Source organism: Aquipuribacter nitratireducens (assembly GCF_037860835.1).
In the GTDB taxonomy this organism is placed as follows: Bacteria; Actinomycetota; Actinomycetes; order Actinomycetales; family JBBAYJ01; genus Aquipuribacter; species Aquipuribacter nitratireducens.
Window position 1 is genome coordinate 176357 of the sequence record NZ_JBBEOG010000001.1, and the last position, 24754, is coordinate 201110.

General features: G+C 74.8%; 17 protein-coding genes and 1 pseudogene. 6 read left to right on the plus strand and 12 right to left on the minus strand.

What is annotated here, in order from left to right:
- Positions 1 to 12: 12 nt before the first annotated feature.
- The 9 genes and pseudogenes from amaB to WAB14_RS18195 all read right to left on the minus strand — a co-directional run.
- Positions 13 to 1560 (minus strand): L-piperidine-6-carboxylate dehydrogenase, encoded by a 1548-nt coding sequence (gene amaB, locus WAB14_RS00785; protein ID WP_340266448.1) that lies wholly within the window; start codon positions 1558 to 1560, stop codon positions 13 to 15.
- Positions 1557 to 2924, minus strand: a complete 1368-nt coding sequence (hglS, locus tag WAB14_RS00790; RefSeq protein WP_340266450.1) for a 2-oxoadipate dioxygenase/decarboxylase — start codon at positions 2922 to 2924, stop codon at positions 1557 to 1559. The genes amaB and hglS overlap by 4 nt, the downstream gene beginning before the upstream one ends.
- A 13-nt stretch (positions 2925 to 2937) precedes the next feature.
- On the minus strand, positions 2938 to 4101 hold the full coding sequence (locus WAB14_RS00795) for an NAD(P)/FAD-dependent oxidoreductase (RefSeq protein ID WP_340266452.1): 1164 nt from the start codon (positions 4099 to 4101) through the stop codon (positions 2938 to 2940).
- Positions 4098 to 5645 carry an ATP-dependent DNA ligase gene (locus WAB14_RS00800; RefSeq protein WP_340266454.1) on the minus strand — a complete coding sequence of 516 codons (1548 nt, stop codon included), beginning with the start codon at positions 5643 to 5645 and terminating at the stop codon, positions 4098 to 4100. The genes WAB14_RS00795 and WAB14_RS00800 overlap by 4 nt, the downstream gene beginning before the upstream one ends.
- Before the next feature lie 50 nt (positions 5646 to 5695).
- Positions 5696 to 6325, minus strand: a complete 630-nt coding sequence (locus tag WAB14_RS00805; protein WP_340266456.1) for a cysteine hydrolase family protein — start codon at positions 6323 to 6325, stop codon at positions 5696 to 5698.
- On the minus strand, positions 6322 to 6627 hold the full coding sequence (locus tag WAB14_RS00810; protein ID WP_340266458.1) for a hypothetical protein: 306 nt from the start codon (positions 6625 to 6627) through the stop codon (positions 6322 to 6324). Before WAB14_RS00810 ends, WAB14_RS00805 begins: the two co-directional genes overlap by 4 nt.
- Positions 6576 to 7034 (minus strand): hypothetical protein, encoded by a 459-nt coding sequence (locus WAB14_RS00815; RefSeq protein ID WP_340266460.1) that lies wholly within the window; start codon positions 7032 to 7034, stop codon positions 6576 to 6578. Before WAB14_RS00815 ends, WAB14_RS00810 begins: the two co-directional genes overlap by 52 nt.
- Positions 7031 to 7357, minus strand: a complete 327-nt coding sequence (locus WAB14_RS00820; protein ID WP_340266462.1) for an RNA polymerase sigma factor — start codon at positions 7355 to 7357, stop codon at positions 7031 to 7033. Before WAB14_RS00820 ends, WAB14_RS00815 begins: the two co-directional genes overlap by 4 nt.
- 98 nt (positions 7358 to 7455) lie before the next feature.
- A pseudogene (locus WAB14_RS18195) lies at positions 7456 to 7653 on the minus strand (hypothetical protein); the annotation flags it as partial.
- A 143-nt stretch (positions 7654 to 7796) separates the two neighbouring features.
- Here WAB14_RS18195 and WAB14_RS00825 point away from each other — a divergent pair.
- Positions 7797 to 8342, plus strand: a complete 546-nt coding sequence (locus WAB14_RS00825) for a hypothetical protein (RefSeq protein ID WP_340266464.1) — start codon at positions 7797 to 7799, stop codon at positions 8340 to 8342.
- A gap of 15 nt (positions 8343 to 8357) precedes the next feature.
- On the opposite strand, the gene WAB14_RS00830 is transcribed toward WAB14_RS00825, so the two are convergent.
- A complete protein-coding gene (locus WAB14_RS00830) occupies positions 8358 to 9692 on the minus strand; it encodes an MFS transporter (protein WP_340266466.1) in 1335 nt (444 codons plus the stop codon).
- 36 nt (positions 9693 to 9728) lie between these two features.
- Here WAB14_RS00830 and WAB14_RS00835 point away from each other — a divergent pair, with 36 nt between their 5' ends.
- From WAB14_RS00835 to pulA, 4 genes are all read left to right on the plus strand, one after another.
- On the plus strand, positions 9729 to 10868 hold the full coding sequence (locus tag WAB14_RS00835; RefSeq protein WP_340266468.1) for a glycerate kinase: 1140 nt from the start codon (positions 9729 to 9731) through the stop codon (positions 10866 to 10868).
- 51 nt (positions 10869 to 10919) lie between these two features.
- Positions 10920 to 12383, plus strand: a complete 1464-nt coding sequence (locus tag WAB14_RS00840) for a dihydrolipoyl dehydrogenase family protein (RefSeq protein ID WP_340267379.1) — start codon at positions 10920 to 10922, stop codon at positions 12381 to 12383.
- Positions 12384 to 12456: 73 nt separating this feature from the next.
- Entirely contained in the window at positions 12457 to 15609 is a 3153-nt protein-coding gene (locus WAB14_RS00845; protein ID WP_340266470.1) for a hypothetical protein, read from the plus strand.
- A 178-nt stretch (positions 15610 to 15787) separates the two neighbouring features.
- Positions 15788 to 22297, plus strand: a complete 6510-nt coding sequence (gene pulA, locus WAB14_RS00850; protein ID WP_340266472.1) for a pullulanase-type alpha-1,6-glucosidase — start codon at positions 15788 to 15790, stop codon at positions 22295 to 22297.
- Positions 22298 to 22354: 57 nt separating this feature from the next.
- Here the strand turns inward: pulA and WAB14_RS00855 are convergent, their stop codons facing one another.
- Both WAB14_RS00855 and WAB14_RS00860 read right to left on the minus strand, forming a co-directional pair.
- Positions 22355 to 22780 carry a type II toxin-antitoxin system VapC family toxin gene (locus tag WAB14_RS00855; protein ID WP_340266474.1) on the minus strand — a complete coding sequence of 142 codons (426 nt, stop codon included), beginning with the start codon at positions 22778 to 22780 and terminating at the stop codon, positions 22355 to 22357.
- Entirely contained in the window at positions 22777 to 23031 is a 255-nt protein-coding gene (locus WAB14_RS00860) for an antitoxin (RefSeq protein WP_340266476.1), read from the minus strand. The genes WAB14_RS00855 and WAB14_RS00860 overlap by 4 nt, the downstream gene beginning before the upstream one ends.
- Positions 23032 to 23327: 296 nt before the next feature.
- Here WAB14_RS00860 and WAB14_RS00865 point away from each other — a divergent pair, with 296 nt between their 5' ends.
- Complete coding sequence (locus WAB14_RS00865) at positions 23328 to 24752, plus strand: dicarboxylate/amino acid:cation symporter (protein WP_340266478.1); 1425 nt, start codon at positions 23328 to 23330, stop codon at positions 24750 to 24752.
- Positions 24753 to 24754: the final 2 nt, after the last annotated feature.

Here is a 24754-nt window from a genome sequence, read left to right on the forward strand (position 1 = left end):
CCGGAGTCGCTCTCAGCCGAAGCTCACACCCTGGGCGAGGGGCAGCTCGTCGGAGTAGTTGACGGTGTTCGTCGCCCGCCGCATGTAGGCCCGCCACGAGTCGGAGCCGGACTCCCGGCCGCCACCCGTCGTCTTCTCCCCGCCGAACGCCCCGCCGATCTCCGCACCGGAGGTGCCGATGTTGACGTTGACGATCCCGCAGTCCGAGCCCGCCTCGGACAGGAACCGCTCGGCCTCGCGGGCGTCCCGGGTGAAGATCGAGGACGAGAGCCCCTGCGGGACGTCGTTGTGGATGTCGACGGCCTCGTCGAGGGAGCGGCACGGCAGCACGTAGAGCACGGGCGCGAACGTCTCGCGACGGACGACGGCCGTCTGGTGCGGCATCCGCACGAGCGCGGGCCGGACGTAGGCCGCCGCCGGGGCGCCGGCCACGTCGACCCGCTCGCCGCCGACGACGACCTCACCGCCGTCGGCGACGGCGGCCTCCAGGGCGGCGACCATCGCGTCGCGGGCGGCCGCCGACACGAGCGGACCGACGAGCGTCCCCGGCTCGCGCGGGTCGCCGACCGGGAGCCCGGCGTAGGCGGTCCGCAGCCGCTCCAGCAGCGGCTCGACGACGTCCTCGTGGACGACGAGGCGCCGCATCGTCGTGCACCGCTGCCCGGCGGTGCCGACGGCGGCGAAGACGACGGCGCGGACGACCAGGTCGAGATCCGCCGAGGGCATCACGACGGCGGCGTTGTTGCCGCCCAGCTCGAGCAGGGTGCGGCCGTGCCGGGCGGCGACGACGGGCGCCACCGCGGTGCCCATCCGCTCGGACCCGGTCGCCGAGACGAGCGCCACGCGGTCGTCGCGGACCAGCGCGTCACCGGTCTCGCGGCCCCCGAGGACGAGCCGGTGCACGTCGGCCGGTGCCCCGGTCTCCGCCGCGGCCCGGTCGAGGAGCGCGGTGCACGCGAGCGCCGTGAGGGGCGTGAGCTCGGACGGCTTCCACACGACCGGGTCCCCGCAGACGAGGGCGACCGCGGTGTTCCACGACCACACGGCGACGGGGAAGTTGAAGGCACTGATGACACCGACGACACCGAGCGGGTGCCACTGCTCCGTGAGCCGGTGCCCGGCCCGTTCCGACGGCATGGTCCGCCCGCCGACCTGCCGGGACAGCCCGACCGCGAGGTCGCAGATGTCGACCATCTCCTGGACCTCGCCGAGCGCCTCGGCCGGGATCTTGCCCGCCTCGAGCGTGACGAGGGCGGCGAGGTCGGTCGCGTGCTCCTCGAGCAGCTGCCCGAACCGCTTGACGGTGCGCCCGCGCACGGGCGCCGGTACCGACCGCCACACCCGGAACGCCGCGTGCGCGGCGCCCACGGCCTCGGCCACGTCGTCCCGGCTCGCTGCCGCGACCGGGAAGAGGTCGGCGCCGGTCAGGGGCGTGCGCGCGGTCACGCTCGGGTGCCCCGCCACCGGAGCCGGGACCGCGGCCCCGACCCGGTCGAGCGCCGCCATCGCCTCGGCGCGGAGGGCGGCGGTGTCGGTCGGGGCCGAGGGCGTGCTCGTCATGGGCGCAGTCTGGCCGACGGCGCGTCCCCGCCGGCGGCCGCCACGGCGTCGACGCGTGCGCGGGACGCCTCCTGCTGCGCGGCGTAGAGCGCGAACGGGTCGTGGAGCTCGCGCCCGAGCACCCCGGCCAACCAGTCGGCGTCGCGGGCCAGGCCGGCGCGGGAGGCGTCGCTGCGGCCCTCCTCGGCGAGGTTCGACCGGAAGATGCCCGCGGCGGACTGGGGGAGGAAGTCCTCGTAGACGATCGGGCGTCGCTCGACCCGACCGTCGACCACGACGTGCTCGCAGTAGCCGAGACCCTGGTCGAACAGCTCCGCCTCGGTCGGCGGGAACGTCCGCCGCCACGCCTCGACCGTCGCCTCGTGCCGCTCCTGGGCGGTCGGCAGGGCGAGCGCGGCGACCTCGGCGACGGCGGCGTCGTACCGGGCCCGGCCCTCGGGGGTGAGGGCGATGCCGCGGGCCTCCACCTCGCCGAAGCGGACGCGGAGCGCGCCCGGCACGACGGAGCCGTCCGGCAGCCGGAAGGGGCGCTCCTCGTCGAGGGCCCGGAAGGAGGTCTGGCGGAGCAGGACGTCCGGCCCCGACCAGCGGGGCGGGCCCTGGATGTCGTCGATCATCGCGATGCCCCGCCCGGCCATCCGGGCGTAGAGGGCGTCGATGTCGAGCACCCGCGGGGTGAGGTGGTTGACGTGCGTGGAGCGGACACCGCCGATGTCGGCGGCCACGCCGGAGACCCGCTCCAGCTCCTGGTACCACGCCCGGTCGACCGGTTCCCGGGAGAGGGCGAACACGGCCGTGGCGAGCTCGAGTAAGCGCTCGGCCCCGGCGCGGTCGAGCCCGCCGTCCCGCTCGGCGCGGGCGGCGAGGTCGAGCAGGTCGGGCGGGAACAGCTCCCGGGTGGCGAGGAACGCCTCGAGCCGCGCCTGCAGGTCGGCGTCGAAGAACCTCCGGTCCCCGGGCACGAGCAGCGAGGTGAAGACCCGGAAGGGGTTGCGGGCGAGCTCCCCCGCCGCGACCGGGCGGAACGCCGTCGAGACGACGGGCACCGGGCTCGGGGCGGCGTCCCGGAGGTCGTAGAAGCCCACCGGGTGCATGCCCATGGCGGCGAACACCGCGCCGACCTCCGCCAGCTCCTGCGGGGTGCCGAGGCGGATGGCGCCGTGCCGCTCGGCCGTCACGCGCTCCAGGCTGCCGAGTCGCTCGGCCTCCGCGCCGTGGGCGGCGACGACCTCGGCGTTGACCTCGTGGGCGACCTCGAGCAGCGTCGTGTACGCGGGCACCTCGCGGCCGTACAGGTCGGACAGGCGCCGGGCGAAGGCCGCGCGCAGCTGCCACGGCAGGACGTCGGGGGTGCTGCTCGGCATGGGCGACAGCGAATCAGACGATCGCCGCCTCCGTGAGGGCCGCCTCGCCCGCGAACCGCTCCGCGTGGAACACGCGGACGTCGACGACCGGCTCCCGGTGGAGCACGAGGTCGCGGACGGCCTCGCCGACGGCGGGGGCCTGGAGGAAGCCGTGGCCGGAGAAGCCGCACGCGTAGAGGAACCGGGACACCCCGGTGGCCTCGCCGATGAGCGCGTTGCGGTCCGGTGTCATCTCGTAGAGCCCGGCCCAGCCGTCGACGAGGGGCACGTCGGCGAGCGCGGGGACGCAGCGTCGGGCGGCCGCACGCAGCGTCGGCAGCCACGACGGGTCGTAGTCGCGCCCGAACCCGGGCGCCTGCTCGGGGTCGGCCAGCCCGAGGAGCAGGCCGTCGCCCGCGCCGTGCACGTAGAACGTCGAGCCCTGGTCGATGGTGAACGGCAGGTCGGGCTCGGGTCGGGGCAGCGGGGCGGAGAAGGCGATCTGCCGCCGCAGCGGCGTGACGGGCAGGTCGACCCCCACCGTGTCCCCGAGCGACCGCGACCACGCCCCCGCACAGCACACGACCGTCGACGTACGGACGTCTCCCGCGGGCGTGCGCACCGCCATCACCACCCCGCCCCGGACGTCGGTGCCGGTCACCGCGACGCCCGTGCGGACGCGCGCCCCCAGGCGCACCGCCGCGTCGGCGTAGCCGCGCACGACCGCGCCGGGCAGCGCCCACCCGTCGGTCGGTGACCAGGCGGCGGCCGTGTAGCCCGTCGGGTCGACGTAGGGGTTGAGCCGGACCGCCTCGTCGAGGTCGACGAGGCGTGACGGCACCCCGTGGGCGTGCTGCGCGGGGAGGCCGGCGGCGAACGCCGCGACGTGCGCGTCGGTCGGCAGGAGGAACAGGTAGCCGACCTGCCGCAGGCCGATGTCGGCACCGGGGCGGCGCGGGAAGTCGGCGTACGCCCGGAGGCTGCGGGCGGCGAGGGCGACGTTGGCCGGCTCGCTGAACTGCGCCCGCACCCCGCCCACCGGCTTGCCGCTCGAGCCGGAGGCGAGGCCGTCGCGCTCGAGGAGGAGGACGTTGACCCCCGCCTCGGCGAGGTGGAACGCGACGGACGTGCCGACCGCACCGCCCCCGACGACGACGACGTCCGCGGACCGCGGCAGCGGCGCGCCCGCGCCGCTCACGGCAGGAGCGCCCGCACGGCGTCGAGCGTGTCGGCGTCCGCAGGGGTCCGGTCGGGGCGGTACCGCACGACGCGGGCGAAGCGCAGGGCGACCCCGCCCGGGTAGCGGGAGCTGCGCAGGGCGCCGTCGAGGGCGATCTCGACGACGATCTCCGGTCGCAGCGCGATGACGTAGCCGTCGAGGTCCTCGCCCTCGCGGGCGTGGCGGGGGAAGGTCTCGGTCTGCCAGGCGAGGAGCTCGTCGGTCATGCCCTTGAACGTCTTCCCCACCATGACCGGCTCCCCACCGTCGGGGTCGCGGGCCCCGAGGTGGATGTTCGACCAGGTCCCCGTGCGCCGGCCGGAGCCCCGCTCGACCCCGATGACGACGAGGTCGAGGGTGTGGACGGGCTTCACCTTCTGCCAGGCGCGGCCCCGGCGCCCTGCCGCGTACGGGGCGGCGAGGTCCTTGACGACGACCCCCTCGTGCCCGGCGGCGAGCGCGTCGTCGAGCACCTGCGCGGCGTCGGCGGCACTCGGCCGGCGTCGTCCCGGCATGCGGAGCGGGGCGTGCTCGTCGTCGGTGAGGAGGCCGGCGAGGACGTCGAGCCGCTCGGCGAGCGGCGCGTCGAGCAGGTCGTGCCCGTCGAGGTGGAGGACGTCGAAGAAGAACGGGCTGAGCACCACCGCCGCGGCGGCGTCGGCTCCCGGACCGTCGCTGCCGAAGCGGCTCATCGTGTCCTGGAAGGCGCGGGGGCGGCCGTCGTCGTCGAGGGCGAGGGTCTCCCCGTCGAGCACGACCGTCGAGCACGGCAGCGCCCGCACGCGGTCGACGAGCTCCGGCACCCCGTCGGTGACCTCCCGCAGGGTGCGCGTCCAGACCCGCACGACGTCTCCGTCGCGGTGGACCTGGATGCGCGCCCCGTCGAGCTTGTGCTCGACGGTGACGTCCGCGCCGAGCGCGGCGAGCGCCTCGTCGAGGGAGGAGCCGGGGCTCGCGAGCATGGGCCGGACGGGGCGCATGACCTCGAGCCCGACAGCGCCGAGCCCGGCCTCCCCGCTCGTGAGCGCCGTGACAGCCGTCGCCGGCAGGCTGCCCGACAGCATGAACGCCCGCCGGACGGCCGCGGCGGGGACGGCCGCCGCGCCCGCCACGGCGTCGAGGACGACGCCCTCGAGGGCGCCCTGGCGCAGCTCGCCGCGCAGCAGGTCGGTGAGGAAACGCTGCTCGTCGGCGGTGGCCCGGGCGAGCAGCCCGCGCAGGACCACCTCGCGCCGCGCGCCCGAGCCGGACCCGGTCGACGCGGCGACGTCGTCGAGCAGCGCGTCGACCTGCGCCACGGTGAGGGACGGCTCCTCGGCCGCGGGGACGCGCAGCCCGGCGAGAGTGCGGTGACCGACCCCGACGCGGCCCTGACGCAGCTCACCGGACAGCCACGCCGTCGCCGGCGTCACCTCCCCGGGCCCGAGCCGACGCAGCAGCCCCGCCAGGGCCTCCGCCTTCGTGAGCCGGGACCGCGTGGCCCCGACCGCACGCGAGACCGCGACGACCTCGCTCAGCAGCACGTGCCGAGGATGGCAGGCGGCGCCGACAGCGGCCCGGTCGTCCCCGCGGGTCAGCCGCGCCCGGCCGCCTCGAGGAGGGTCGCGGTGCGGACGACGCGGCAGAACTCGTTCGCGAGGTTCGTCGCCGTCACCTCCCGCAGCAGCGACGCCGGCACCGTGCCGCCGCTGAAGCCCGGCAGGTCGTACGTCCACGTCGCGTCGAGCGCGTACAGGACGTCGAAGCCGAGGTTGGCGCCGACCCGCGCCGTGGTCTCGCAGCAGAAGTTCGTCTGCACCCCGCACACCACCAGCTGCCTCGTGCCGCGCTCGCGCAGCCAGGCCGCGAGGTCGGGGGTGCCGTGGAAGGAGGAGTTGACGGTCTTCGTCACGAGCAGGTCGGGCGACGCACCGCCCAGCGCCTCGGTCACCTCGCCCTTGTACGCGTTCCCCGGCGAGGTCGGGTGCAGCGGCGAGGCCGCGTGGGCCGAGTCGTGGCGGACGAGCACGACGGGGCGCCCGCTGCCCCGCCACGCCGCGACGAGCGCCGCCACGGCGGCCTCCGCGCCCGCGTTGTCGCGCGTGCCCCACGCGGGGTCGTCGAAGCCGTCCTGCACGTCGACGACGACGAGGGCGGTGTCCGCGTCGAGACGGACGTCGGTCGTCTCGAGCCGCGCGGCGGGGACGGTGGTCGTGTCGCTCACGCGCGCATCCTGCCGGACGGGTCCCGCGAGGCGTCCGAGCCGACCGCCTCGTGCTGCGACGGGGCGAGCGCCGTCGCGGGGCTCAGCCGCCGGTTGAGGCTGAACACGCGGCCGAGCACCGGTATGAGGAGCAGGTTGAGCCCGTGGAGCACCCCCATGACGAGGAGGATGCCGCCCACCCGGACCGCGCTCATCTGCACCTGGGCAGCGGTGACGTCCGGCTCGAACGCCGGCCGCTCCAGCCGCAGCGTCAGCAGGATGTAGGCGGCGAAGATGAGGTAGTAGACGACGTCGGCCAGCACGAGGTAGCTCTTCCCGGTGAGCGGGTTGTCGTGGATACGTCGGCGGCGTAGGCGCGACCGAAGCGCTTGATGAACGGGCCGAGCCAGAGCGCGAGCCCGACGAGCAGGGCGTTCGTGAGGAGCTCGAGCACCCACCAGGACATGGTTCCTCCTCGGAACGGGGCGGACGGGACGAGGTCGGTGACGGCGACCGCGACAGGGGCGCCGGTCGCGGCGAGGACGGTCGTCGCGGCTGTCGCCACGACGGCGAGCGCAACGCCCACGCCGAGCACGGCGCGGCGGCGCCTGCGCCTGCGGCGGTCGTCGGCCACGACGTCCCGCACGCGCGCGAACAGGTCGGGGGCGGGCCGGACCCCGTTCGCGGCGCCGGTGAGGGCGTCGCGGAGGCGGGCCTCGACGTCGGTCATCGCGTCTCCTCCCAGGTGTCGCGGCGGGTCGGGGACAGGGCCGTCTCCATGGCGTGGAGGCCGCGGCGCAGGTGCGTCTTCACCGAGTTCGTCGACAGGCCGAGCGTGGCCGCGATCTCGGGCGGGCCCAGCTCGAGGTAGTACCGCAGGACGACGCAGTCCCGCTGCCGCCGCGGCAGGGCGCCGAGCGCCGCCACGACCGCACGGGCCTGCTCGCGTCCGGTGACGACGTCCTCCGGCAGCTCGGGGTCGGGCTCGGCGGGCGGACGGTGGCGCAGCGACATGAGGCCGCGCCGGTTGTGGTCCCGGCACAGGTTGAGCACGATCGCGCGCAGGTACGCCGCCCGGGCCGCCGGTCCGCCGGTCCGTCGAGGCGGTGCAGGTGGCGGGCGAGGCGGATGAAGGCCTCCTGGACGAGGTCCTCGGCCGCCGTGCGGTCCTGCACGAAGAACCGGGCGAGGCGGACGAGGTTCGCCGCCTCGGCCGTGAACAGGGTCGCCAGGACCTCGTCCGCCGTGCCCGCGGTCGTGGGCGCAGCCGCGGCCGCTGCCGCAGCCCGTGCTCCCGGTTGCGGCAGCACCTGCTGCCCGTGCGCGTCGAGCGCCACACCACCCTCCATCACCTCACCAGACGAGGAAGTGTGCCGCCGGGGTGACAGCCGGCGCCCACGACTTCGTCACACCGGTTCGTGTCACCCCCGTCCGCCCCCGGCTCGTGCTCCTGGGTGGGACGGCACGGTGCCGCCCGAGGGAGGTGGTCGGGATGAGCACGACGGCGGTCGAGGCGGGGACGCCGGTGACAGCGGCCCCGCGACGGGCGGTCACGGGGGCCGCGGTCCTGCGGTGGCTGGGAGGGGGGCTGCTGGCCGGGGTCGCGTGGGGGGTCGCAGCGCGGCTGTGGATGCGCTACCTCGCTGACGTCCCGAGCTTCTCGTGGGAGGGGACGCTGTTCATCCTCGGGCTCACGGGCGTCGCCGGGCTGGCCCTGGGAGGTGTCGAGCTGCTGCGGCGGCGTGGGGTCGGCGCGTGGCGCGTGCTGCTGGTGGTGCCGGCGCTCGTGATGTTCGCGGGCCAGGGTCTGCCGTTCCTTCCGTGCGCGGTGCTCGGCGGCCTGGCGGTGAGCGGTCGCGGCGGGCCGGGGGTCCGGCTGCCGGCGGCGCTGCTCGCCGCGTCGCCCGTCGTGATGTTCTGGGTCCTGGACGTCGACGTGCCCCACAGCCTCACGGTGACGGCGCTGTGGTTCCTCGCCCTCGGCGCTGCGCTGGCCGTGGCGTGGGCGCCGCTGTGGCGACGCCGGGCGTCGCGCTGACGGCGGAGCGAGACGTCAGCGCCGGCGTGCCTCGCGTCGTCGGCGCAGCGCCTCCCGCACCGGCGGGACGACGACGCCCGCCTCGGCGAGGCGGGCCCGTACGCGTCGCCGTGTGGTGACGATCCCCACGACGCCGACCGTCCAGACCAGGTACTGCACGGCCATGGCGACGCGGAAGTCGTCGAGGCCGGGGGAGGCGCCCGAGCGCCGCAGGTCGAGGACGAGCCCGACGAGGAAGATCGTCACGAGGGACGCGACGAACCCGCCGACGTTGACGATGCCCGTCGCGGTGCCGAGCCGGTTCGGCGGGTTGAACGTCCGGGCGAAGTCGAAGCCGATGAGCGAGCCGGGGCCGCCCAGCGCGAGCGACAGCACGAGCACGACGAGCAGCGGCAGCGGCGCCGGTCCGGGCCACAGCAGGACGACGGTCCACGCGAGGGCGTTGACCGCGACGACGGCGAGCACGAGCCACGAACGGCGGAAGGGGTGCCGCTGCACGAGCACGGCGAGGACCGGTCCCGTCACCATCCCCGCGAGGACGAACAGCGTGAGGAGCGCGCTCGCGGTCGCGGTCCGCACGCCCTGGCCCTGCACGAGGTAGGGGAAGCCCCACAGCAGCGCGAACGCCGTCCCCGAGAACTGCGTCGTGAAGTGCGTCCACAGCCCGAGCCGGGTGCCGGGGTGCCGCCACGCCGTCACCAGGTCGGCGAGCAGGTCCCGCGCCGTGCGCACCGGCGGGCCGCCCGTGGCGTCGGGGCTGTCACGGACCGCGATCAGCACGAGGACCGCGACGAGGACGCCCGTCGCGGCGGCGGCGAGGAACGTCGTCGTCCAGCCCGGCCCCTGGAGGAGCACGACGAGGGGCACCGCGCTCAGCACCTGCCCGAGCTGGCCGACGATGCCGCTCAGCTGCGTGAGCAGCGGCACCCGCCTCGAGGGGAACCACGCCGGCACGAGGCGCAGGAGGCTGATGAACGTGAAGGCGTCGCCCGTGCCGACGAGGAGGCGTCCGGCGAGGGCCGGCAGCGGCGTCGTCGCGAGCGCGAGCACCGCCTGCCCGGCCGCCATGACGAGCGCGCCGACGACGAGCAGCCGCCGCGAGCCGAAGCGGTCGAGGAGCACCCCGACCGGCACCTGCAGCCCCGCGTAGACGACGAGCTGCACCACGGCGAGGGACGCGAGCGCGCTCGCGGAGGTGTCGAAGCGCTCCTGCGCCTCCACCCCCGCCACGCCGAGGCTCGTCCGGTGCATGACCGCGACCACGTACGCCAGCAGGCCCGTCCCCCACACGAGCCACGGCAGGGCGGGGCGGGTGGTGCCGGCGGGGAGGGGGCGCGCGCGTGTCGTCATGGCCGTCGGCGACGCTAGCCGTCCTAGCGTGTGCGGGTGCGCGTGGTCCTCGCCCCGGACAGCTTCAAGGGTTCCCTCGACGCCGCCGGCGTGTGCGACGCCCTCGAGCGGGGCGTGCGGGACGCCGACCCGCACGCCGACGTCGTCGCCGTGCCCATGGCCGACGGTGGCGAGGGGACGCTCGACAGCCTCCTGCGCTCGTGGGGCGGGGAACGCGTGACGCTCGACGTCACCGACCCGCTCGGCGGTCGCGTCCCGGGCCACTACGGGTGGGACGCCGCCGGCCGCCGGGCCGTCGTCGAGCTCGCCGTCGCGTCCGGCCTCACGACGCGCGAGCGGCTCGAGCCGCTCCGCGCGACGACCCGCGGGACCGGCGAGCTCCTGCGCGACGCCCTCGACCGCGGCGCGGACGAGGTCGTCGTGTGCCTCGGTGGCAGCGCCACGACCGACGGCGGCACGGGCATCCTGCGGGCGCTGGGGGTCCGGCTGCTCGACGCGGCCGGGCGCGACCTGCCTGACGGCGGTGGCGCGCTCGTGGACCTCGACCGGGTCGACGTCACGGCCCTCCACCCGAGGGCGCACGAGGTGCGGGTGCGGGTCGCGTGCGACGTCGACTCCCCGCTGCTCGGCCCCGACGGCGCCGCCGCCGTCTTCGGGCCGCAGAAGGGCGCGGGTCCGGACGACGTCGCCGTGCTCGACGCAGGGCTCGCCCGTCTCGCCGAGGCCCTCGTCGTCGCGTGCGGCCCGCGCGCCGCGGACGTCGTCGACCTCCCCGGTGCCGGGGCCGCGGGCGGCACGGCCGCCGGTCTCGTCGCGGTGCTCGACACCGCTCTCGAGCCGGGGGCGTCGCTCGTCGCCGACGCCGCCGGGCTCGACGCCGCGCTCGCGGGCGCCGACCTCGTCGTGACGGGCGAGGGCCGGGTCGACGAGCAGAGCGCCCGCGGCAAGGTCGTGTCGGCGGTCGTCGCCCTCGCGGCGGCGGCGGGCGTGCCGGTCGTCGCGGTCGGCGGCCAGGTGCGCGGGGACCTCGCCGGGCTGCACGCGGCCGGGCTCACCGCCGCCTTCGCGGTCGCGGACGGGCCGCGACCGCTCGCCGAGCTCGTCGCGGACCCCGCACCGTTCGTCCGGCGCACCGCCGAGCAGGTCACCCGTCTGTTCCTCGCCCGGCGGAGGTGACGCGCCCCTGAGGCGGCGGCGGCCTCGATGGGTGACAGTGCGGGGGTGGCGATGACGGCGCCGGACGGCGCGCCCTGGGACCTGCTCGTCGTCGGCGGTGGCACCGCCGGGCTCCTCGCCGCGCGCACCGCCGCCCGGTTCGGGGCCCGCGTCCTCCTCGTCGACGACGCCCAGCCCGGCGGGGACTGCCTGTGGACCGGGTGCGTGCCGTCGAAGTCCCTGCTGGCGGCGGCCGAGGTCGCCGCGACCGCCCGGGACGGCGCGCGGTTCGGCGTCCGGGTCGACGGGGTCGCCGTCGACGGCCCTGCGGTCCTGCGGCACGTCCTCGCCGCCCGGGCGGCTATCGCGCCGCACGACTCGGCGGAGGCGCTGCGGGCCGACGGCGTGCAGGTGCGGCGGGGGCGCGCACGCTTTCTCGCTCCCGGGCTCGTGGCGGTCGACGGACCGGACGGCGTGCGCGAGGAGCGCTACCACCACGCCGTCGTCGCCACCGGCGCGGACCCGGCTGTCCCGCCCGTGCCCGGCCTGCGCGACGTGACACCGCTGACGACCGCGACCCTGTGGTCGCTGACGGACCTGCCGTCGTCCGTCGCGGTCGTCGGGGGAGGGGCGATCGGCTGCGAGCTCGGTCAGGCCCTCGCCCGGCTCGGGGTCGCCGTCACCCTCGTCGAGCAGGGCGACCGCCTGCTCGCGAAGGAGGACCCCGACGCGTCCGCCCTGGTCCGCGCCGCCCTCGAGCGCGACGGCGTCGACGTCCGCGTCGGTGCCGCCGTGGAGCGGGTGGACGCCGACCCCGACCGCGCGGGTGCGGGCACGCTGCTCCTCGGCGACGGGGCGTCGGTGGCCGTCGACCGGGTCCTCGTCGCGGTGGGGCGGCGACCCGCCACGGCGGGTCTCGGTCTCGACGCCGTCGGCGTCGCCGTCGACGAGCACGGCCACGTCGTGGTCGACGAGCGGCTCCGGACCACGGCCCCGCGCGTGTGGGCCGCGGGCGACGTCACCGGCCACCCGCAGTTCACCCACACCGCGGGCGCCCACGGCAGCACCGTCGCGGCCAACGCCGTGCTCGGGCTCCGGCGCCGGGTCGACAGCTCCGGCGAGCCCCGCGTCACCTTCACCGACCCGGAGGTGGCGGCGGTCGGCGTCGGCACCGACGTCGCCGCGGGTCGTGGCCTGCGGGTCGTCACCCGCCGCCACGACAGCGTCGACAGGGCCGTCACCCAGGGCCGCACGGAGGGCTGGACACGGCTCGTCGTCGACCGTCGTGGTCGCGTCGTCGGCGCGGGCGTCGTGGGGCCCCGGGCGGGGGAGACCCTCGGGGAGCTGTCGCTCGCGGTCGCCGAGGGCGTCACGCTGCGGCGGCTGGCGGGGGTGACGCACGCCTACCCGACGTGGAACGACGGCATCTGGACCGCCGCGTCCGACGACCGGTTCGCCTCGCTCGGGCGGGGTGTCGTCGCGCGGGTCCTCCGCCTCCTCGTGCGGCTGCGCCGCCGCGCCGCGTCGCGGGGGTAGCGACAGCGGCGCGTGTATCGGCGGGCGCGCAGGGGCCTCCTCCCGGTCGACACCCGCTCCGCTGGAGGTCCCCATGCCCGCCGCGACCGCGCCCGCGTCCCCGACCGTCCCCGACGCGCCACCGGGGCGCGTCCGCCGCCGTCTCCCCGTCCGACCCCGGTCGGGCCCGGTGCGCGAGGGACGCGACGGGCGCTACCGCGGCGAGCCGCACCTGCCACGCCCCGTCGAGTACGTCCGCAACATCCCCGCGTGGCCCGTGAGCCTCGTCCTGCTCGTCCTCGCGGGCTGGCTCGCCCTCGGCGAGGTCGACCGGATGATCGGCCAGGCGGTGGGTCCGGACGGCTCGACCGCCACGGTCGCCACCACCCTCGGGCCGGTGCCGTGGGCGGAACGGCCGGCCTGGGCGGTCTGGGCCGGCACCGACCCCGGCTACGGCGTCGGGGGGATGCTGCGGGTCCACGCCGTCCTCGCCCTCGTCGTCGTCGCGACCGTCGCAGCGGCCGTCGCCTGCGCGACCTCCGGCAGCGCCCGCACCTTCTTCTCCCGCGACCACCGCCGGGTGCGCGTCGCGCTGCTCGTCGCCGTCGGCGTCGAGGTCGTCGAGGCCGTCCTCTTCGTCGCGGCGACCGTCGCACTCGACGGCACCGGTCCCGCACCCGCGCTCCTCACCACCCTCGCGTGGACGTCGGCGGCGAAGTGGTGCGCGTGGGTCGCGGTCGCCGTCGCGGCGCTCGTCACGCGGCAGGTTCGCGAGCGGCTCCGTCGGCTCGTGCGCCGCGTCGCCCCGGCGGTGTGGCACCAGCGGCTGTCCGCGGTGGTCGTCGCGGCGTACGTCGGGATCGGCCTGCTGCCGGGCGCCGGCATCCCCGACCAGTACCCGGACGTCCTGCGCGCGTGGCTCACGTGGGAGCTGCCCGGCCCGCTCCACCTCCTCACGGCCGTCGTCACCTCCTTCGTCGTCGCGGCGGCGCTGTTCGTCTGCGGTCGCTCGCGGTCGTGGACCGAGCGCTGCCGCTACCTCGTGCGGTCCGTGCCGGAGGACACCCGGCCGAGCCCGGTGTGGCTGCTCCCGGCGGCCGCGACGCTCCTCGTGGCCGGTGTCCTCGTCGTCACCGGCCGGGGCGACCTCGTCGACCCGCTGCCGCTGGCGGTGTTCACCGGAGTCGTCGTCGGGGTGTGGCTCGTGTCGCTCGCGCTGTGGCGCTGGCACCCGGACCAGGTGTCGGTGGAGCCGGCCCGTCGTCCCGACCGCGCGCGGGTCGCGGAGGTGTACGTGGTCGGCGACACCCTCGCGCTGTGCGTCGTCGCGCTCGGCGCCGTCGCGTTCGTGCGGGCCTTCACCGCGCCCGCGGTGCTCGCCGCCGTGCGGGCCGACGAGGTGAGCTCGGCGCAGTGGGCGCGGCTCGGGCTGCTCCTCGCCGCGGTCCTGGTCGTGGTGGGCTGGCTGCCCCTGGGCCGGTTGCTGCTCACCCGCACCGGCTGGGACCCCGCCCCCGTGGACGGGTCGCGCCGCCACCTCGTCGTGCCCGCGCTCGCGGCGCTCACCCTCCTCGCGCTCACCCTGGTCCCGGTGCTCGCCTCGTGGGTGCTCGGCGTCGCGGCCGTCACGTTCCTCGCCCTCGCGTGCTGGGTCGTGCTCCTCACGTCGTTCGTCGTGCACCTGTCGCACCGCCAGCCGCTGCAGGCGTTCGCCGTCCTCGGGGCGCGCTCGGCGCCGGTGCTGTCGCTGTTCGTCGTCCTCCCGCTCCTCGTGTCGCTCGGCGGCGGGGACCGCGACCTCCACACGGTGCCGGGCGCACCCCCGGCGGGCGCGCCGGCGCGGGCCGACGTCGCGACCGCGTTCGCGAGCTGGCTGGACGACAGCGCCGCGTGCGACCGGGCGGTCGCCGACCCGGACGCCGGCGGCCTCACCGCCCGCCCCCTGCTCCTCCTCGCCGCGGAGGGCGGCGGGATCCGCGCGGCCGTGTGGACCGCGCACGGCATGGAGCGGCTGTCGGGGCCGTGCGCGTCCCAGGCGGTGCTGCTGTCGAGCGGGGTGAGCGGCGGCTCGGTCGGGCTCGTCGCGGCCCGCAGTTCGCAGCCCGTCGAGGCGGCGGAGCGGCTGTCGCGTCCGACCGGGCTCGGTGCGGCGGTGACGGGCCTCCTCGTCGGCGACGCCGTCGGCGGCGCGACCGGGGTCCGCGTGCCCTCGTGGGCGCCGGGCATGGCGTGGGACTGGCGGGACCGGGCGGCGCTCGTGGAGGACGCGTGGGCGACGAGCGGCCGGCTCGGCGCCACACCGGCCGCCCTCGAGCCGCTGCTCGAACCGTGGGACGCGGGGACGGTCGTGACATCCGACGAGGGCGGCGGCGTCGGGACGGTGCGCGACGTGACCTACGCCCGACCCGCAGGGGCCCTCCTGCTCAACAGCGCGGCCGCCGGCACCGGGTGCCGGGTCGTCGTCAGCCAGGTCGCGCTCACCGAGGTGCCGGAGGACGTCACCGCGGCTGCGGCGGGGTGCCGGGGACCCGAGGCCGCGCCCCCCGCGACCCTCGACTACCACGAGGCGTTCGGACCGTGCGTCCTGCGCTCGCGCTGGCTCACGATGTCGATGGTGAGCGCGCGGTTCCCCACGGTCACGCCCGCCGCCCGCGCGCCGCTGGCCGACCGGCCGGGCTGCGCCGGCGCCCCGGACCTGCAGCTGGTCGACGGTGGGTACGCGGAGTCGTCCGGACTCGGCACCCTCGCCGACATCGCACCCGCCGTCGTGCGCGAGGTCGTCGCGCACAACAGCGCCGTCGCGGCGGCGGGGGAGGGCAGCGTCGTCGTGCCGTTCGTCGTCTACCTGCGCAACGCCCCCGGCGGCGACCTCACCGCGGCGACCCCGCCCCTGTCGGCGGAGCTGCTCGTCCCGCTCGCGGGCCTCGCGGCACGCGACGTCCAGCTGTCGGAGGGCGCGTGGCTGCAGCGCCTCGAGCAGCAGCTTCTCGACCCGTGCCCGCCCGGCGAGGCGGCGGGTGCCTGCCGGGCCGTCGTCGGCGACCTGCACCGGGCGGCCGACGGACCCGTCGTCGTCGTCGGCCCGTCGACGCAGCCGGCGGTCGACGCCCCGCTCGGCTGGACCCTGTCACCCGGCAGCCGCGCGCACCTGGCGAACGCCATGCGCGAGCAGGTCGAGGGGTGCGAGGCGCTCTCCCGGCAGTCGTACGGCTGCTTCGGCGACCTGCTGGGTGTCCTCGACGGGTGACGGGGCCGGCCGTCGGCAGTCCGGGCGACTGCCGGCAGGCCGGAGCCTTGGCTCCACTACGCAAGAACTTGCGTAAAGTCGTCTCGCTCTTTCCTTTGCCTTTGCGCGATCCCGGGTTACCGTGACGGCGCTCGTTGACCAGCCCGCGCCCCCGCGCACCCCCGCACCAGGAGCGACGATGACGTCACGCCCACCCCGCCCTGCCCTCCTCGTGGCCAGTGTGGCCGCGGCCTCCCTCGCGGCGACGCTCGCGGGCCCGGTGCCCGCGAGGGCCGACCACACCGGCCCGCCGACGTCCGTGACGCTCGCCGGCAGCTTCCAGTCCGAGCTCGGCTGCCCGGGCGACTGGCAGCCGGAGTGCGACGTCCCCCGCCTCGCCGACGACGACGGCGACGGCGTCTGGACCGGCACCGTCGAGCTGCCCGCGGGGGACTGGGAGTACAAGGCCGCGCTCAACGGCACGTGGGACGAGTCCTACGGCGACGGCGCGAACAACAAGGTGCTGTCCCTGCCGACCGCCGGCGAGGTGTCCTTCACCTACGACCACGCCACGCACGAGGTCTCCCACGACACCGGCCTCGGCGGGCCCGTCGACCCCGCGCTGCTCGACCTCGCCCGCCCGAGCCTGCGCGAGGACCTCACCGACGAGGTCTTCTACTTCGTCCTGCCGGACCGCTTCAACGACGCCGACCCGACGAACAACACCGCGGGCATCGAGGGCGACCGTCTCGACCACGGCTACGACCCCCTCGACGAGGGCTTCTTCCACGGCGGCGACCTCGCCGGCCTGCTGGAGAAGATGGACTACCTCGAGGGCATGGGGATCACCGCCATCTGGATGGCGCCGGTCTTCAAGAACAAGCCCGTCCAGGGCATCGGCACGAACGACGTCAGCGCCGGCTACCACGGCTACTGGACGGTCGACTACACCCAGATCGACCCGCACTTCGGCACCAACGAGGAGCTCGACGCCCTCATCGCCGAGGCGCACGCGCGGGACATGAAGGTGTTCTTCGACATCATCCCGAACCACACCGCCGACGTGATCCAGTACGCCGAGGGCGTCTACGACTACGTCGCGAAGTCGGCCGAGCCGTACCGCGACGCGAACGGTGACGTGTTCGACGACCGCGCCGTGGCCGGCAGCGACGCCTTCCCGCCGCTCGACGTCGACGTCAGCTTCCCGTACACCCCCGTGGTCCCGGAGGACGAGGCCGACGTCAAGGTCCCGGCCTGGCTCAACGACCCGACGCTCTACCACAACCGCGGCAACTCGAGCTTCGCCGGCGAGAACTCCGTCTACGGCGACTTCTTCGGCCTCGACGACCTCTTCACCGAGCACCCGCAGGTCGTCGACGGGATGATCGAGATCTTCAAGCCGTGGATCGACCGCGGCGTCGACGGCTTCCGCATCGACACGGTCAAGCACGTCAACGTCGAGTTCTGGCAGGAGTGGGGCCCCGCGACGGAGGAGTACGCGAAGGCCACCAACGAGGACTTCTTCATGTTCGGCGAGGTCTTCTCCTCCAACGAGGAGCTCCTGTCGATGTTCACGACCAAGGGCGAGCTGCCCGCGGTCCTCGACTTCGGCTTCCAGGAGGCCGCGACGGGCTTCGCCGCCCGCAACGCGAACGCGTCCGTCATGAGCGACTTCTTCGCCGCCGACGACTACTACATCGACGCCGAGGGCAACGCGTACTCGCTGCCGACGTTCCTCGGCAACCACGACATGGGCCGGATCGGCACGTTCATCGCCCAGGCGAACCCGGGCGCGAGCGACGACGAGATGCTCGCCCGCGACACCCTCGCCCACGCCCTCATGTACTTCTCCCGCGGCATGCCGGTCGTGTACTCCGGTGACGAGCAGGGCTTCACCGGTTCCGGCGGCGACAAGGCCGCGCGGCAGGACATGTTCCCCAGCGTCACGCCGATCTACCTCGACGACGACCAGATCGGCACCGACGCGACGGCCGCCGACGACAACTTCGACGCGACGCACCCGCTCTACACGACGCTCGGCGACCTCGCCGCCCTCACCGGCGACCACGCCGCACTCCGCTCCGGTGCGCAGCTGCCGCGCTTCGCCGCCGACGGGCCGGGCGTCCTCGCCTTCAGCCGCGTCGACCGCGACGAGCGGGTCGAGTACCTCGTCGTGACGAACAACGCCGAGGCGACGAGCGAGGCGACCTTCGCGACCGGCACCCCCGGCGCGACGTTCACCCCGCTGTGGTCGGCGGCGGGTGACGCGACGGCGCTCACGGCGTCCGGCGACGGCACCGTCAGCGTGTCGGTGCCCGCCTTCGGCGCCGCCGTCTACCGCGCCGACACCACTCTGCCGGTCAGCGACAGCGCCCCCGGCATCACGGTCCAGCAGAGCGGCGTCATCGACTTCGACATCGACGGGCAGACCCGCGAGGCGCTCGTGTTCGAGGCCGAGCTCGACCGCGACCTCTACGCCGAGGTCAGCTTCCTCCAGCGGATCGACGGCGGGGAGTGGACGTACGCCGGCACCGACGACAACGCCCCGTACCGCATCACCGTCGACACCGAGGAGCTCGCGGCGGGCACGACCGTCGAGGTCGCCGCGGTCGTCGACGACCTCAACGGCAACCGCGCCGGGTGGCAGACCTCCGCCGTCGTGGCGGAGGAGCCGGCGCCGCCCGCCGGCGGGCTGCAGGACCACCTCATCGTCCACTACCCCTCCGACGCCGGCGGTCCCGCCGTCGACGACCTGCGGATCTGGGCCTTCGGTGACATCTCCGCCGCCACGGCCGCCGAGCGGGGCGAGAACTACCCCAACGGTCTGCAGTGGAACGGCGAGGACGACTACGGCCCGTTCCGCTTCATCGAGGCCGACACGAGCGACGGCGAGAACCAGGACGTCGGCTTCATCGTCGTGGACGCCGTGCGCAACGTGAAGATCGGCACGGACGCCGACCGCTTCGTCGACCCGTCGATCACACCGGAGGTGTGGGTGCGGCCGGACACCGGGGAGGTCTTCACCTCGCAGGCGGCCGCCCAGGGCTACGCGACCGTCCACTACCAGCGCGAGGACGGCGACTACGACGGCTGGGGCCTCCACCTGTGGGGCGATGCCATCGCGGGCGGCGTCGCGACGGAGTGGACGACGCCCCGGCTCCCGGACGGCGTCGACGAGTTCGGCGCCTACTGGAACGTGCCGGTCGACGACGTCGACGCCCCGCTCAACTTCATCATCCACAAGGGTGACGAGAAGGCGCAGGCCGCCGACCAGTCCTTCGTGCCGGCCGACCAGCCGAACGCGTGGGTCGTCCAGGGCGACGAGACGACGTACGAGACGCGGGGCGCCGCCCTCGACCTCGCCGTCATCCACTACCACCGCCCCGACGGCGACTACGGCGACTACTCGTCGACGAACTTCGCCGACTACTGGTCGCTGTACACGTGGACCGGCGCGGCGAACCCGTCGCCGAGCTGGCAGGAGTCGGCGAAGCCGACCCGAGCCGACCGCTTCGGTCAGGTGTGGGAGGTGCCCCTGACGCCGACCGCCACGACGCTCAACTACATCCTCCACCGCGGCGACACGAAGGACCTGCCGGAGGACCAGACGCTCGACCTCGTGACCGTCGGCCACGAGGTGTGGATCCTCGCGGGCCGCGGGGGGTACCTCCTGCCCGTGGCAGGCAGCGGCGGTGAGCCCGGCGACCTCGCGACCGAGGAGGCCGTCTGGCTGAGCGAGGGCGTCCTCGCGTGGGACGTCGAGGACGACGCCGCGACGTACTCCCTCCACACCTCACCGGACGGCGGGCTCGAGCTCGTCCCCGGCGGCGTGGACGGCCCGGCGGGCTCCGACTCCGTCGAGCTCGAGTGGCTGTCGGCGGAGCTCCCGGCCGACCTCGCCGAGCAGTTCCCGCACCTCGCGGGCTACGCGGCGCTCGGTGTGCCCGAGGACCTCGACGTCGCCGAGGCGCTCAAGGGCGCCCTCGCGGTCTCCGCTGTCCGCAACGGCGCACGGCAGGACGCGACCGGCGTGCAGGTACCGGGTGTGCTCGACGACCTCTACGCCGCCGAGGCGACCGGGGCCGAGCTCGGCGTCACGTGGGACGGGGACACCCCGACGATCCGCCTGTGGGCGCCCACGGCCCGCTCCGTCACGCTCCACCGGTTCGACGACCCGTCGGCGCCGCCGCCCGGTGACACCGCCGCGATGACGCTCGACGAGGCCTCCGGGGTGTGGAGCATCACCGGCGAGCCCGGCTGGGACCGCCAGTACTACCTCTTCGAGGTCGAGGTCTACGTGCCGTCCACCGACCAGGTGGAGCGCAACGTCGTCACCGACCCCTACTCGGTGAGCCTCGCGACCAACTCGGTGAAGAGCCAGATCGTCTCCCTCGACGACGCCGACCTGGCGCCGGCGGGCTGGGACGAGGTCGGCACCGAGGCGCCGGCGACGCCGGAGGAGTGGGAGGTCTACGAGCTCCACGTCCGTGACTTCTCCATCACCGACGAGACGGTGCCGGAGGAGCTGCGCGGGACCTACAAGGCCTTCACGCAGCAGGACTCCGACGGCATGACCCACCTGAAGGAGCTCGCCGAGGCGGGCCTCACGACGGTGCACCTCCTGCCGACGTTCGACATCGCGACGATCGAGGAGGACCGCTCCGAGCAGGTGGAGCCCGACGTCCCCGACGCCGGGCCCGCCTCCACCGAGCAGCAGGAGGCCGTGCTCGAGGTCGCCGACCAGGACGGCTTCAACTGGGGCTACGACCCGTTCCACTACAACGCCCCCGAGGGCTCGTACGCCACCGACCCGGAGGGCACGACCCGCATCGTCGAGTTGCGCGAGATGGTGCAGTCGCTCAACGGCAACGACCTCGGTGTCGTCGTCGACGTCGTGTACAACCACACGGCGCAGGCCGGGCAGGGCGAGAAGTCGGTCCTCGACAAGGTCGTGCCCGGCTACTACCACCGCCTCCTCGCGGACGGCTCCATCGCGACGAGCACGTGCTGCCAGAACACGGCGACCGAGCACGCGATGATGGAGAAGCTCATGGTGGAGTCGGTGGTCCTGTGGGCCACCGAGTACAAGGTCGACGGCTTCCGCTTCGACCTCATGGGCCACCACTCGAAGGCCAACATGCTGAAGGTCCGCGAGGCGCTCGACTCCCTCACGCTCGAGGAGGACGGCGTCGACGGCGAGCGGATCTACGTCTACGGCGAGGGCTGGAACTTCGGCGAGGTCGCCAACGACGCCCGCTTCGTCCAGGCGACGCAGGCGAACATGGCGGGCACCGGCATCGGGACGTTCAACGACCGGCTCCGTGACGCCGTCCGCGGCGGCGGCCCGTTCGACGAGAACCCCCGCATCCAGGGCTTCGGCTCCGGCCTGTACACCGACCCCAACGGGGACGGCGTCAACGGCGACGAGGCGGCCCAGCGGGCGCGGCTCCTGCGGAACATGGACCAGATCAAGGTGGGCCTCGCGGGCAACCTCCGCGACTACACCTTCGTCAACAGCTCCGGTGAGGAGGTGACCGGCGCCGGCGTCGACTACAACGGCAGCCCCGCCGGGTACACCGCCGACCCGCAGGAGAACGTCATCTACGTCTCCAAGCACGACAACGAGACGCTGTTCGACTCGCACGCCTTCAAGCTGCCGCAGGGCACCTCGATGGCCGACCGGGTCCGCATGCAGCAGCTCGCCCTGTCGACGGTGGCGCTCGGCCAGGGCGTGGCGTTCTTCCACGCGGGCAGCGACATGCTCCGCTCGAAGAGCCTCGACCGGAACAGCTACAACTCCGGCGACCACTTCAACGTCCTCGACTTCTCGTACGGGACGAACAACTTCGGCGTGGGCCTGCCGCCCGCACCGGACAACCAGGCGAAGTGGCCGTTCATGGAGCCGCTGCTCGTCGACCCGGCGCTGCAGCCGGAGCAGGCCGACATCGAGGCCTCCGTGGCCCGGTTCCAGGACCTGCTCCGGGTGGCCGACTCCTCGCCGCTGTTCTCGCTCACCACGGCGGAGCTCGTGCAGGAGAAGGTGTCGTTCCCCGACGAGGGGGCCGTCCCCGGCCTCATCGTCATGCACCTCGACGACACCGTCGGCGCCGACCTCGACCCGCGCCACGAGCGGGTGGTGACGCTGTTCAACGCCACCGACGGCGAGCAGTCCTTCACCATCGACGCGCTCGTCGATGCCGGCGTCGTCCTCAGCCCGGTCCAGGCGAACGGCGCCGACCCGGTCGTCACGGGGGCGACGTTCGACGCCGCCACCGGCACGTTCACCGTGCCGGCCCGTACGACCGCGGTGTTCGTCGAGGCGACGCCGCTCACCGTCGACGTGCAGATCCGCGGTGAGAACGGGAAGCCCGCGCCGGTGAACCCGAAGAGCCGGGGCGTCATGCCGGTGACCGTGCTGTCCCAGGACGGGTTCGACCCGGTCGCGGACGTCGTCGTCGACTCCCTCCGCTTCGGCGTCGCGGGCACGGAGGACTCGGTCGAGTCCTGCGAGGCCGGGGACGACGTGAACGGCGACGGGGTCGCCGACCTCGTGTGCGCGGCACGGGTGCCGCTCACGGGGGTGGCGGCCGGCGACACCGAGCTGCTGCTCACCGGCAGCACGGTCGACGGGATCCCGATCGACGGCACCGCGACGATCCGCACGGTCGGTCCGCCTGCGAAGGAGGCGAAGCCCAAGGGCAAGGGCTGAACCTCGGCAGATGACAACGGCAGGGCCGGGCGCTGCGGCGCCCGGCCCTGTCGCGTGTCAGGCGGGTCGCTGCCAGCGCACGCCGGGGAAGCGGCCGAAGTCGTCGTCGTAGGACACGACGGTCGCCTTCTGCTCGAGAGCGAGAGCCGCGAGGTGCGCGTCGTTCACGAGGTTGCCGCCCGTGCCCGCGCGCTCGAGCAGCGACCTGAGCACGCGGCCGTGCTCGGGGCCGGGCCGGACGAGGACGGCGGACGGTGAGGCGAGCCAGGCGTCCACACGGTCGAACGCGTCGTCGACGGCGAGGGGGGACGGGAAGAGCCCTGCCTTGGTCGACAGCCGGAGGAAGGCGAGCAGCGCGACCCAGGCGAATCCGACGGTGTCACGCCCCGAGAGGGCCTCGTCCAACCAGCGACGCGACGCGTCGTGGTGGTCGGTGTCGGAGTTGACGGCGTACAGGAGGACGTTGGCGTCGACGAGCCTCATCGGCGAGCCCGCATACGCCGGACGAGCTCCTCGTCCTCGAGCTCGGCCGCGAGCTGCAGCGCCCGCTCGAGGGGAACCGTCGGCACCCCCATCGACGCGGTCGCCGTCCGGAAGGGGGTCGGTTCCACGGTTGCGGTCGCGCCTCGGCGGATGGCGTCGTTGAGCGCCTGCTTGAAGGTGAGACCGCGTTCACGCATCGCCCGCCGCACCAGCTGCTCGGTGTCGGCGTCGAGCGTGACGGTCGTCCGCATCCCGGCATCATACCGTCACGCTGCATGATGCCTAGACATCTTCCGTGCGGACGTGACGGTCGTCACCTGTCGGAGGGGAATCGACCGACGTCTCAGCGGCTTGGGCAGGGACGTGCCGATGGACCGGGTACCTCCGCCGCGCGTGACGGTCAGCGACCGCGCCGGTAACCCGTGGCACCTGTGCGCGCGGCTCCACGTCGACCTGCAGCGCACCGCCAGCAGCACCTGAGGACCGGGTCCCTCCCCGACCCGTCCACCGCCGGAGTCCTCCGGCCGTCCTCACAAGGAACTCCCTCATGCTGCGTGCGCTCACGCGTGTCCCCTTCGGCGCCCAGGTCCTCGTCGGTCTCGTCCTCGGCGTCGTCCTCGGCGTCGTCGCCCGCGAGATGGGCCCGACCGCCGACGGCGACAACTGGCTCGCCACCGCCCTCGCGACCCTCGGCTCCTCCTTCGTCGCGCTGCTTCGGACGATCGTCCCGCCCCTCGTGTTCCTCGCGATCGTCGCGAGCATCGCCAACCTCCGGCAGGTGACGAACGCCGCCCGCCTCGCCGGACAGACCCTCCTGTGGTTCGCGATCACCGCCCTCATCGCCGTCGGCATCGGCCTCGGTCTCGGCCTGCTCACGAACCCCGGCCGGACCACGAGCGTCGACGCGTCGGCGGCCGAGGCGCCGTCGAGCACCGGCTCGTGGCTCGACTTCCTCACCGGGCTCGTCCCCGCGAACGTCCTCGGGCTGCAGGCGTCGACGTCCGCCGCGGACGACGGCAGCCTGTCCACGGGCCTGTCGTTCAACGTCCTCCAGATCATCGTCGTCGCGATCGCCGTCGGGGTCGCCGCGCTCAAGGTCGGATCCGCCGCGGAGCCGTTCCTCGCGTTCTCCCGCTCCGCGCTCGCCGTCGTCCAGAAGGTCCTGTGGTGGGTCATCCGGCTGTCGCCGATCGGCACCGTCGGCCTCCTGGGCAACGCCGTCGCGCAGTACGGCTGGGACGCGCTCGCCCCGCTCGGCACCTTCGTCGGCGCCGTCTACGCCGGTCTCCTGATCGTCCTGCTCGTCGTCTACCCGGTGCTCCTGCGGGCGCACGGGCTCAGCCCGCTGCGCTGGTTCGCCGGGGCGTGGCCTGCGATCCAGCTCGCGTTCGTCTCCCGCTCGTCGGTCGGCACCCTCCCCGTGACGGAGCGCGTAACGGTCCGCAACCTCGGGGTGCCCCGCTCGTACGCGTCGTTCGCCGTGCCGCTCGGCGCGACGACGAAGATGGACGGCTGCGCGGCGATCTACCCCGCGATCGCGGCGATCTTCGTCGCGGAGTTCTTCGACGTCCCGCTCGGCGTCACCGACTACCTCCTCATCGCGTTCGTCTCCGTCGTCGGCTCGGCGGCCACCGCCGGGCTCACGGGTGCGGTCGTCATGCTCACCCTCACCCTGTCGACGCTGGGGCTGCCGCTGGAGGGTGTCGGTCTGCTGCTTGCCGTCGACCCGATCCTCGACATGGGCCGCACCGCGGTGAACGTCGCCGGGCAGTCGCTCGTCCCGACGATCGTCGCGAAGCGCGAGGGCATCCTCGACGAGGCGGTGTTCGCGCGGACGAACGCCGGTGACCCGTTCGCGGACGACGCCGACGACACCGACGACACCGACCACGCCGACGACCGGCGGGACGAGTCCACGGTGGCGCAGGTCCCGTCGACGACCGAGGACCGTGGCGAGCCCGCCCGGGTCTGAGC